Source organism: Synergistaceae bacterium, assembly GCA_012728235.1.
Classification (GTDB): domain Bacteria; phylum Synergistota; class Synergistia; order Synergistales; family Synergistaceae; genus JAAYFL01.
This window is the reverse complement of sequence record JAAYFL010000031.1, coordinates 1-3,163: the sequence shown is the minus strand read 5'-3', so window position 1 is coordinate 3,163 and position 3,163 is coordinate 1. Positions and strand designations below refer to the sequence as shown.

The 3,163-nt window shown below is 38.8% G+C and carries 6 protein-coding genes; 3 read left to right on the top strand and 3 right to left on the bottom strand.

Annotation, left to right across the window (positions count from 1 at the left end; genetic code table 11):
* Positions 1-234, bottom strand: a 234-nt coding sequence (locus tag GXZ13_02640; protein ID NLX74736.1) for a hypothetical protein, incomplete at its 3' end; no start/stop codon positions are given.
* A 337-nt stretch (positions 235-571) separates the two neighbouring features.
* Between GXZ13_02640 and GXZ13_02635 the strand changes: the two genes are divergently transcribed.
* The 3 genes from GXZ13_02635 to GXZ13_02625 all read left to right on the top strand — a co-directional run bounded on the left by GXZ13_02635 (position 572) and on the right by GXZ13_02625 (position 1,565).
* Complete coding sequence (locus GXZ13_02635; protein ID NLX74735.1) at positions 572-826, top strand: hypothetical protein; 255 nt, start codon at positions 572-574, stop codon at positions 824-826.
* A 100-nt stretch (positions 827-926) separates the two neighbouring features.
* Positions 927-1,262 (top strand): hypothetical protein, encoded by a 336-nt coding sequence (locus GXZ13_02630; GenBank protein NLX74734.1) that lies wholly within the window; start codon positions 927-929, stop codon positions 1,260-1,262.
* A gap of 63 nt (positions 1,263-1,325) precedes the next feature.
* A complete protein-coding gene (locus GXZ13_02625) occupies positions 1,326-1,565 on the top strand; it encodes a hypothetical protein (protein NLX74733.1) in 240 nt (79 codons plus the stop codon).
* A 261-nt stretch (positions 1,566-1,826) separates the two neighbouring features.
* On the opposite strand, the gene GXZ13_02620 is transcribed toward GXZ13_02625, so the two are convergent.
* Complete coding sequence (locus GXZ13_02620) at positions 1,827-2,417, bottom strand: GDYXXLXY domain-containing protein (protein NLX74732.1); 591 nt, start codon at positions 2,415-2,417, stop codon at positions 1,827-1,829.
* Positions 2,410-3,087 (bottom strand): hypothetical protein, encoded by a 678-nt coding sequence (locus tag GXZ13_02615; GenBank protein NLX74731.1) that lies wholly within the window; start codon positions 3,085-3,087, stop codon positions 2,410-2,412. The genes GXZ13_02620 and GXZ13_02615 overlap by 8 nt, the downstream gene beginning before the upstream one ends.
* Between the last annotated feature and the right edge of the window lie 76 nt (positions 3,088-3,163).

The following is a 3,163-nucleotide window of genomic DNA, read 5'->3' as shown; positions in this document are numbered from 1 at the left end:
TCTTTCAAATGAATCAGCTATCTCGCCATTTTTTACTATTGCTATTCCTACAGAACATGGGGAACACCTGTTGCTGTTAGCCGTTTCAAAATCAATGGCGACAAAATTCGAAGGGATTTCTTTTATGGGAGAATATACTCGTTGGTAGCGAGCGGTAGGCTCTTTAGGAGTCTTAGCTTCAATAATTTCAATCGACTTAACCTGCTCGTTGAACTTCATTTGAATACCAAGCACAAAATCGCCCCCTTACAAAGAAACTACGATGACCGCAAAGGTCAAAGACAGTCTTTATTCTATGTAAATACAGCGCATACTTTTATACGTCAATTCTATCAATAAGATGACTTTTTGCAAGCTTCAATATTGATACAAATTGTCCACCACTCTAGAAGATAATAGAGTTTTCTTCAAAAAACGAAGGCTCTATTTTTGTTTCTACAAGCACTCACAAACTCAGTAAAGAAGCGAAATGAAGGTATTTTCCTTGAGAAACAACTTCCCAAATCCAGTCTCGCCTCGTTAGTTATGGTGTTATACTTTTAAAAGCGATTAAACAAGGAGGTACATTGAAATGAATACTGAGAGAAGACGTGCGTTGATGGTATTCGTGGTCTTGGCGACTATCCACTGTATCTTATTTATGCCGATGGACAGAGTTAGCAATAGCACATCATATAGAACTTTCTCTGGATACCACAATTTATTTTCTTCAGAAGAAAAAATAGCTGGTTCTCATCTTGAATATGACACATCAAGGCTCTTCGTTAATCTTGGGATAATCGCTTTGATTAGCGGAGGAGTTTACTTAGTCTCAAAGAAATTATAAATTTTAAGACAATTAAAAGAATAAACCTATGCGATTAGGTTTAAGATTCTATCTACCTCAACTGCCTATGATAGCGTCACAAAAATGTAGACATAAAAAAATGAAGTTGAGAGAATACAAAAAGGGAGCGATGATGTTGCTGTGGATTGTAGGAATTCTCGTGTTACCTATTATTGCCGTATCGCTTTTTAATTCCGTTTCCGAGCACAGCTCAATGAGCATAAGAAACATCGCCGTGTCTATATTTATATTGTCATTACTGCTATCTTTTGCAGCGCCTCCGTGTAGATTTTCACAAAAAAGCGGAGGCGAATTTATTGGTTTTATTCCACTCTGGAAAATTACTTTTGAGGTGATTGATAAAAAAATGTTATTGTTTTGTCTCTTCTCAGCTCTGTATTCCGCAAGTATTGGATGCGAGTTCTATAAAAATTAATATGCTCATATGCTCAGTAGAGACATAATTAGATTCTGTTAAAATTTGAAAGGAGTGCACAAAATGAGAAAGTTGCTCTCGTCATGTGTAATTGGACTTGTTGTTGTCTTTTTGGTTATCCTTTCTATGCGAACGCTGTCCATTGCTTCAGGACCCTATGTCGCTTCTAAACTCCGAGAACCGTTCCATTATGCCAGTTGTAAATGGGCGCAGAAAATTGACCCGGAAAACATCATCTATTATCCCACACGAGAAGCGGCGATAAACGACGGACACCGTCCATGTAAGGTGTGTAAGCCATAATAAATGAAGTAGGGAGTGAATGTGATGAAAAAAAATCTGTTGATATGTGTGATCGCTATTTTCCATGTAACGGTGGGGTCAGACCTACACAATTGACACTACTTAAAGAAGGAGATATGAGACCTGTTCCTTCTGTCGGATTTGGGTGTTACTCGGGCAAGCAGAAGATTTGAAGTGGCAATGTAAGTCGAAGGCCAACGGGAAAATTATTGAAGAGATCCGAAAAATTCTGGATTTATGAATTATAAAGGTCTGCCCCTATTACTCTCTCGCGATATCCTTTAGGTACTCGTGAATAGATTTGCCATTAATTTCGAGGTCCTCGATCGCGTAATTTCCGTCTGAATATACTTTTACTATTATTAAGCACTCACCGTTATTATTTCGTGTAATATCTGCGACAGCCTTTTCCGCCTCCGGGGCAATACTTTCGTTTAAGTAAAAACGATCGAAGGGAAGGCTTATCCTGTATGTTGTTCTGCCCGCGTTATCTTTAGAATTTCCGTATTCATAAAAACGGATTTTAAGACAGTCCATTTTTGCTATCGGCTTTTCAACTAAATCCACTACAGTAGCGATACCTTGTTTATCATTGCTCAGCACTGCATATACATATGCTCCGTCTTGGAATTTCTTTTCTTCCTTTAATATAATCTCATTCGGGAGAGCGTTTAATGCTACATAACGTCCCCTGAAGGGGTCATACGGATCTACAATGCCGGCTTTAAAACGGTAAACGGCAGGAGACACTGACGGCAATTCATAATTAATGATTTTGAAAACCGGGTACGCCACGGCGGCCAGCGCAGTTATGAGAAAAAATATAAGTCGGCACCAATTCTTTTTATCCATTTTTCTTCTCCGTTAAGAGCTTATCTTCTGTTTTTTTGAAATAACGGCCAAGGTATATATTAGCCGCAATAAAAATCAGTCCAATTATTATGAATACAATCGCACGTCCGATAATACTTATTCCACTATCAAAAAACTTAGAGGAGATAAGCAAAACAAGCTGAAGCATGCCTGCATTCATCTCAAGCAGCTCTCTGTTCCGCATTCCGTATAACAGGGTCATAATTCCTAAAACTGCGAAGTAGACATTCGTGATCCAAAACATCGGGACATACCCAATGAACCCGAAATATTTGAAAAGCGCCAGCAAAGGAAATGCCATCACCATCAACTTCAGAGGTGTCCATTTTTGAACTGTCAAAATGACTCCAACTACAAAAAATATTATTAATGTTCCCAACAGCAAAAGAGCGGCCGGCTCACTATGATACCCATCAAAGGATAAAGTGTTCCAGAAATCCCTGCTCACGCTGGCTATGGTTAGCAGGAGGGTGAATGAGGACCAACCGGCAATAAGCCACGGATTTTTCCATTCCTTAATGCCTTGGGAGCGATAGACAAGGCCGCCGATAAATACGATTGACGTTGTAATTATCAATGTAATGAGCCATATATTGTGAGTGCCTATAAAAATAAAAAAAGTTATAGGTAAAAATACAATATAACGCATCCATGTCGTGATGCCGTCAAAAGGTTTTCGAAAGAGACGCAAATAAATATAAGGCGTGATACCACCAAGATAAGCT